The organism is Brevundimonas sp., assembly GCF_016463295.1.
Lineage (GTDB): Bacteria > Pseudomonadota > Alphaproteobacteria > Caulobacterales > Caulobacteraceae > Brevundimonas.
On record NZ_JAEMRO010000094.1, the window covers coordinates 1 to 7284 of the forward strand.

The window sequence follows — 7284 nt, forward strand, 5'->3', positions numbered from 1 at the left end:
CGCTCAAGTCGCTCAAGACCCGCCACCGCGACTGCAAGGTCGTGCGCCGCAAGGGTGTGGTCTATGTGATCAACAAGACCGACCCGCGCTTCAAGGCGAAGCAGGGCTAAGGTCTTTCTTGGGACGCTAACGCGCGCGACGCGGTCGCGCATTGCTTGAGCGCAGAGATATCAAGAGGCTGTGGATTCTGTCCGCAGCCTTTTTCGTGTCCGGTGTTGAGCCGGGCCAAGCGACGTGGTTAGCGTCCGCATTCCATTTGCCCTGACGGCCGTTTGGCCTGCTTGAGGGCGTTTCTCAGTTTCTGATCCTGTTGCCGGAGCCTTTCCATGGCCGATGATGCGTCCTTCGATTCCTCGCCCGACGTCCTGAATGCGACGGCGCAGGGGCGTCTGCGCACCATCATCGAGCGGCTGGAGCGTCTGGAAGAAGACAAGGCCGCCGTCATGGAGGACATGAAGGAGGTCTTCGCCGAGGCCAAGGGCGAAGGCTATGACGTCAAGATCCTGCGCAAGGTCATCCGCATCCGCAAACAGGACAAGGCCAAGCGCCAGGAAGAAGACGCGATCCTGGACCTGTATCTGTCGGCGCTCGGCGAAGTCTGAGACGAGGGGTTAGGTTCTAGGGGCTAGGGTCTAGGGTTTCTGAGTTTCTGAGCTATCGTCCGGGCAGGCTGAGAGCTTCCCCAGAACCTGATCTCTAGAACCTAGAACCTTGGATGCAGCGCAAACCGCCAGCCAGCCCCTTTGAAGCCCAGCGCAAGGCGGCGCAGCGCGCGGCCCTGAATGCCCTGAGACGCGCCCGCCGGTCGGCAGACAAGGCGGGCGTTTCGCTGTCTGAATGGGAGGGCGAGTTTCTGGACTCGGTCAGCGAGCGGGTGAAGACCCACGGCCGTGCGTTCGGAGACCCGGAAAAGGGCGCACCGGGGCAGGCGCTGTCGTCCATGCAAGGCCGAAAGCTGAAGGAGATCGCGGCCAAGGCGAAGGGCGAGGAGCCGAGGCGGCGGTGGGGGAAGAAGAGGGACTAGACAACAGGCAGCAGGCAACAGGCAGCAGGCAACAGGCAGCAGGCAGAAGGAAAACTAAGGTCTTTGACCGGCGCAGTTAGCCTACCAATGCCCGTTGCCCGTTGCCCGTTGCCCGTTGCCCGTTGCCTAAAACAGGATCTTCCGGAACGTCAGGCTGATCGTCCGGCCCTGCGGGTCCAGATAGTCGGCCTGGTAGTTCAGGGGAACGTCGGTGCCGTCCAGGGTGGAGACCTCGGTGCGGGTGTCGAAGATGTTCTGGAAGCCCAGGTTCAGGCGCGAGCCCTCCAGCCAGCCGAAGCGCTGGACCAGCGAGCGCTGCTGGCCCAGGTCGACGAACATGTTGAGGTTGATCGTCGTCTGATTCGAGAAGCGCAGGGTGTCGCCGACGGTGGTCGAGTCGCGCCAGTTGGCGTTGACGAAGGCACCCATGCCGTTCCTGAACACACCGCCCTGGGCCTGGATCTCATGGCGCGGGCTTCCGCCGCGGCTGCCGGTCGCGCCGCCGTCCAGAAGGTCGATGACGGGCAGGCCGTCGCGGATGACGATCTCGTCCTGGATTCGGTAGGTATGATAGATCGACAGGTTGAAGCGGCCCTGGCCCGGCTGCATGCCGCCGCCACGACCGCGACCCCCGCCGCCGCCGAACCTTACGGCACCGCCGCCGGGAGGGCCACCGGCACGGGGACCGCCGCCGCCGGGTCCGCCCGCGCGCGGGCCGCCACCGCCACCGGGACCACGCATGCCGGGTCCGCCTGCCGCAGCGGGATTGGGCGTCCCGAACGCTTTGGAGAAGTTGAAGCCGGTGCGGATGTCCTGACGCTCGGCGCTGTCATAGTTCAGGGCACGGGCGTCGAAGGACAGCAAGGTTCCGACCGTCTGATTGCCGACTGGCTCGGCTCGCTCGAAACGTTCGGGCAGGGCGGCTTCCAGTTCCGGCGTGATCGTCGGGAAGCCGGCGATGACGTCGTCGGTCCGGCTGACCGTCCAGGTCGAGGACAGGCTGAAGTCCTGTTCGTCGAACGGCCTCAGGGTGGCCCCGAGTTTGAAGACGCGGCGGTTGTCGGAGTCCAAGTCCGGGTTGCCGCCGTCAGTTCGGGTGACGAACACGGTTTCGCCACGCCCGCCGTTGGCCCGGAAATCGAACACCGGGACGTCGAATGTCCTGACGATCGGGTCGTTCAGCTGCGAGATCGAGGGCGCGCCCTGTTCGTCGGTATAGCTGACCAGGAAAGACAGGGGCTCGATCGGTGACCAGTTCAGGCCCACACCCACGACCGGCAGGCCGCCGAAGTCGGACAGTTCCTCATAGCCCGCGTTGAAGTTGACCGAGAGGTCACCCAGGAAGGGCAGGACGCCCTGGCCCCGGTCAGCGATGGGGAAGGTGAAACTGCCGGAACCGGTGAAGCGGTCGCGGGACTGGGAGCGCTCGGTCGTGATGCCGGAGCGGACGCTGGTCGAATCGAGCGAGCGGGTGTCCGCGCCCAGCTTGAAGGTCGAGGAAATGCCACCGGCGGGCAGGTCGTAGAGATCGCCGGTCAGGACCAGCTCTGCTCCCAGCGACTGGGAGACGGAGTTGGCGGTGTCGCCGGCCAGGGCCGCGAAATCGGCCAGGGCGACGGTCCCGAACGGGTCGGCGGTCGGGTCGCCCGCGTTCACGCGGTCCTGGAACGGCGTAACGCCATAACCCCGGCCCGTGAAGGTATCGGTCTCGACACGATCGTAGTTGCCGCTGAAGGTCCAGCGCCATTCCTCGCCGATGAAGCCGTCCAGGACGGTGCCGACATTGGCGGTCAGGGTGTCGGTCTTGCGGCCCAGTGAGGCGGGCGCGTCGAGGTAGCGGAAGACCGTCTCGTCCGTGCCCATGTCGACGCCATCCACGTCGATGACGACGCCGGGCAGGCCGTTGAAGCTGCGGGTGTTGGTGTTTTCCAAGCTGACGCTCAGCGTGCCCTGGGTCGTGCTGTTCAGGTCGCGCTTGATCGAGCCGCGGGCCTGGAGCTGTTCGCTCTGGGACAGCAGGGTGCGGTAGGCCCCCTGATCCGCCGGATCGCCGAACAGAGGGGCGGGCAGGTCGGCCGCGCGGCGTTCGATGTCGCGCTCGGATTCGAACAGGGGGCTGGAGCGGGAATATTCGGCATCCACCGAGTAGCGGTTGCCGCCCGCAATGTTGAAGAGGGTGCTTTCCAGCTCGGTGGTGGTGCGCCCGCCCTGGGTCGGGGCGCGATAGGCGGCCTCGGCCGAGATGGAGCGGAAGTTGGCCTTCAGCACGAAGTTGACCACGCGCTGATCGGCGCGATAGCCGAACTGCAGTGCCACCTCTTCGGGCAGGATGTCGGTGCGTTCGATGGCTTCGGTCGGAATGCTCTGGATTTCGCGGAAACCCGAGATGCGGCGGCCGTTGACCAGCAGGACGGGCTGGCCGCCGTCGCGGCCCTGGGAACTGCGGGTGACCGGCTCCAGATAGGCCAGCAGTTCGGAGATGTTGGCCGCGCCATAGGCCTGGATCTGATCGGCGCTCAGCGACAGTTCGGGCTCGATGTCGGTGTCGACGGCTCCGCGCGGGCGGCTGCCGGTGACCGTCACGGTGCCCAGATCATAGGCTTCCTCGTCCTCCTCGACCGGTGCAGAGGCCACCGGAGCGGGACGGGTGACGGGCGGCGGCGTCTGGGGAGCGGCCTGGGGTACCGCAGATGCGGGAACGATGCCGGCGAGAAGGCCGGACAAGGCGGTCGTTACGAGAAGCATGGGGCAGTCCGCTTGAGGAGGAACAGGCTAAACGCACCTGGCCGTGTATTTCCGTCGCGGTAATGGACTGCGTGTTTGCAAAAAATGTGAAGGCCGTGTTCGGCCGATGACATCACGGCCTCACACACGCGCTTTCCCCCGGCACGCGCGCGCCGGGGGAAAGGATAGTCGAGACTAGCTCAGCACCACGATGGCGACGCGGCGGTTCTGGGCGCGGCCTTCGCGGGTCGAGTTGTCGGCGATGGGCTGCTCCTCGCCATAGGAGATGGTCGCCATGCGGTTCAGGGCGACACCGTTCTGGCTGAGGTAGCGGCGAACGGCTTCGGCGCGGGCATTGCCCAGTTCGCGGTTGCGACCGGCGTCCCCGGTGGCGTCCGTATAGCCCTGGATTTCCAGATAGACGTTGCGGTTCTCGGTGCGCAGACGCTGGGTCAGCTCGGCCAGGCGGGCCTCGGCCTCGGGCGAAAGGGTATCGGCGTTGACAGGGAATTTGACCGAGTCGTCCGACAGGACGACTTCATAGAGGAACTTGCCCTCGGCCAGTTTCTGGGCGTCGGTGGCGCGGCGCAGGGCCTCGCCGGCGGTGCCGGCGACCTCGGTCACGCGGCCGTCTACGGCGGTGACGCGCTGATCGACGACGGCGGTCTGGTCACGAACGAAGCGGTGGCTGGCGCAGCCGCTGGCCGCGACGCCGAAGGCGAGTACGACGCCGGTGATCGCTGCGGTCCTGAGAGTGGATCGGGTCAAGTTTGAACTCCTGGATAGGGGGCGCGGTATCCCTGGTCATCACGCGCATGTTACGGTGAAGTGAAGCTCGGGGCGTGGTCATGACCACTAAAGGGCCAGAACATGTCAGCTTGACCATACGTTGAGCCTAGTCGCGCATGAATAATGCCGTTCGCCACGATCCTGACGCGAGCCGATGATCTGAAGGCGGTCACAAGTCTGGCGCGCGATACTGAATGCGTGATCCCGGACGACCATCGGTATTCGATGTCGTGGAGCGCCATTGGCCCCGGTTTCCTCAAACACAACTCAAGGACGACGCAGGCGGCGGTCCTGGACGTCATGGGCGGTGGTCGCCAGTGTCGCGGCGCACGCCGTGCCGCTGGCGCTGATGTTACTGCTGCCCCCCAAGGTGCCCGAGAGGATCGAGCCCCCGGTGGTGATGGTGACGCTGGAGCCGCCGCCTGTGCCCGTGCCGGTCCCGCCGCCGCCACCCCCGCCCGATACGGCGACCGAGGAGGCGTCGTCCGCCGCCTCTGCCGCGGCTCCCGCACCGCCCGCGCCGGTCACCCGCGTTCGTGCCACCGCCCCGCGCCGCCCGCCGCCGATCCCGCCGCCACCGGAGGTCCGGCCCCTGCCGGCACCACGCGACCCGGCCCCTGCGCCGATGGTGACGCTGGGCGAGGAGGAACTGGCCGGGGCAACGCGGGCGGGCTCTGGCCTGTCCGGCGGGCAGGGTGGCAGTGGCTCGGGCACCGGCGAGGGCAATGGCAATGGCGGCTGCGACATGGTTCAGCGGCTGCAGGACGCGCTGAGGACCGATCCGGAAGTGCGTCAGGCGGTGACGCAGGCCCAGGGCATCGCGGGCGCGGGCCGGACGCCTCTGCTGTGGAACGGCCGATGGGTGCAGACGCAGGGCGAGGAGGGCGAAGGCCTGGCCGGCGTGCGTCAGGCCATCGCCCTGGAAGTCGCCTTCGCACCGGCCGCCTGCAAGAGCCAGCGCATGCGCGGCATGGTGCTGATTGCCTTGAGCGACGCGCGCGGCGGGCCGCGCGTGGCGCTGGGGACCGGGTCGTGGCGGTGGTCGGACCTGCTGAACGCGCGGTAGGGGTTATTCAAAGACCTCGGCGGTGGCCTGCGCCGTGTCGCCGCCGATGCCCTTGGGCGAGCGCCCGAACCGATTGGGCCCCGGCGTGCCATCCATGAAACCGAGCACAACAAGCGAATACAGTGAGCCGATGAGGGCAGCGATGTGTAAAACCAGGATCAGGATTTGCCAGATGTGCCCATCTTGCAGGGCAACAAGCCCTTCTACGAATCCAGGAATAAAGTTCGTGACGGTGTTGGCGATCACAATCGCCACAAAAGGCCAGGCGAGCATGTTTCGATCATGGGCCCGCTTGGCGCTAAGTGCGCAGATGACGAATGTCAGAGGGATCGTCACGATCGACTCTATCAGGAGACTTTCGTTCGTGCGCTGAGCGAAGGTGTCGAACGCGGCTTTGCTGGAGCCAAGGAAAATTGTTGTTCCCAGCCAGTAGACGACGAAGATGATTACCGTCGCAGCGATGTACCACAGCCACCAGTCACGTCTGCGGATTCGGCCTTTGAAGCTGAGCAACATGTCTTTGATGGGCATGGCGCTAACGCTGGCCATCTGTCTTACTCGAACTCCACCAGCACATCGTCCGCCGCGACAGGATCGCCCGCCGCCGCGCTGACGGCCTTCACCACGCCGTCGCGTTCGGCCTTGAGGATGTTCTGCATCTTCATGGCCTCGATGATGGCGACGGTCTCCCCGGTCTTGACCTCCTGGCCGGGCGAGACGGGGATGGCGACGACCAGGCCGGGCATGGGGGACTGGATCAGTTTGGAGGTGTCGGCGGCGACCTTTTCCGGCAGGCGGGCGAACAGTTCGGCGAGGCGCGGGGTCAGGACGCGGACGCGAGCCTTGGTGGCGCGGCTGCGAATCTCGAAGCCGTCGGCGACGCGGCGGACCTCGGCGGTGAAGGGCGTGTCGTCGAGGACGGCGCGGAACTGGGCCTGGCCGGGCCGCCAGTCGATGTCGGACAGGCTCAGGGCGCGGTCCTCGCCGGACAGCTCCAGCCTCAGGGCCTCGTCGTCGTCATAGGACAGGCTGACGCCGATGGGGTCGCGATCGATCATGACGACCCAGTCGGTGCGGTCCGACGGATCGCCCGCCTGTTCGGAAAGGATTTCATGCATGGCGACGGCGCTGGCGACCATGATGTCGCGCTGGAGCGGACCGGCGGGCAGGCCGTGGAAGCCGTCGGGGAACTCGTCGACGATATAGCTGGTCGACAGATTGCCGGACCGGAAACGCTTCTGATCCATCACCGCCGCCAGGAAGGGGACGTTGTGGCCGACGCCGTTCAGATGGGTGTCCTCCAGCGCGCGGGCCATGCCTTCGACGGCACCGGCACGGGTTGGGGCCCAGGCGCACAGCTTGGAGATCATGGGGTCGTAGAACATGCTGATCTCGTCGCCCTCGCGGACGCCGGAATCGTTGCGCACGACATAGGGGCCGGTCGGGCCTTCGTGTTCGCCTTCCTCGGCCTGTTCGTAGCGGACCAGGCGGCCGATCGAGGGGAGGAAACCTCGGTAGGGATCTTCGGCGTAGATGCGGTTTTCGATGGCCCAGCCGTTGATGCCGAGGTCGTCCTGCGAGAACGGCAGGCGCTCGCCGGCGGCGCTGCGGATCATCTGTTCGACAAGATCGACGCCGGTGATCAGTTCGGTGACCGGGTGTTCGACCTGAAGCCGGGTGT

8 protein-coding genes are annotated in these 7284 nt (G+C 66.3%); 4 read left to right on the forward strand and 4 right to left on the reverse strand.

Features of this window, described 5'->3' with window-relative positions; all coding sequences use genetic code 11:
- The 3 genes from ykgO to JHC81_RS12865 all read left to right on the forward strand — a co-directional run.
- Positions 1-110 (forward strand): type B 50S ribosomal protein L36 (gene ykgO, locus JHC81_RS12855; protein WP_292175314.1); only part of this gene is annotated, 110 nt, incomplete at its 5' end.
- A gap of 216 nt (positions 111-326) precedes the next feature.
- On the forward strand, positions 327-602 hold the full coding sequence (locus JHC81_RS12860) for a DUF2312 domain-containing protein (RefSeq protein WP_292175304.1): 276 nt from the start codon (positions 327-329) through the stop codon (positions 600-602).
- Between the two features lie 113 nt (positions 603-715).
- Positions 716-1024: a hypothetical protein gene (locus JHC81_RS12865; RefSeq protein ID WP_292175305.1), complete on the forward strand. Its 309-nt coding sequence runs from the start codon at positions 716-718 to the stop codon at positions 1022-1024.
- A gap of 126 nt (positions 1025-1150) precedes the next feature.
- Here the strand turns inward: JHC81_RS12865 and JHC81_RS12870 are convergent, their stop codons facing one another.
- Together JHC81_RS12870 and JHC81_RS12875 are read right to left on the reverse strand one after the other, a co-directional pair.
- Positions 1151-3769 (reverse strand): TonB-dependent receptor, encoded by a 2619-nt coding sequence (locus JHC81_RS12870; RefSeq protein WP_292175306.1) that lies wholly within the window; start codon positions 3767-3769, stop codon positions 1151-1153.
- A gap of 174 nt (positions 3770-3943) precedes the next feature.
- Entirely contained in the window at positions 3944-4516 is a 573-nt protein-coding gene (locus tag JHC81_RS12875; RefSeq protein ID WP_292175307.1) for an OmpA family protein, read from the reverse strand.
- A gap of 370 nt (positions 4517-4886) precedes the next feature.
- On the opposite strand from JHC81_RS12875, the gene JHC81_RS12880 reads away from it, so the two are divergent.
- A complete protein-coding gene (locus tag JHC81_RS12880) occupies positions 4887-5603 on the forward strand; it encodes a hypothetical protein (RefSeq protein ID WP_292175309.1) in 717 nt (238 codons plus the stop codon).
- Positions 5604-5606: 3 nt separating this feature from the next.
- On the opposite strand, the gene JHC81_RS12885 is transcribed toward JHC81_RS12880, so the two are convergent.
- Positions 5607-6134, reverse strand: coding sequence for a DUF805 domain-containing protein (locus tag JHC81_RS12885; protein ID WP_292175311.1), 528 nt, complete (start codon positions 6132-6134; stop codon positions 5607-5609).
- A 23-nt stretch (positions 6135-6157) separates the two neighbouring features.
- Positions 6158-7284, reverse strand: a 1127-nt coding sequence (locus JHC81_RS12890) for a biotin/lipoyl-containing protein (protein WP_292175313.1), incomplete at its 5' end; no start/stop codon positions are given.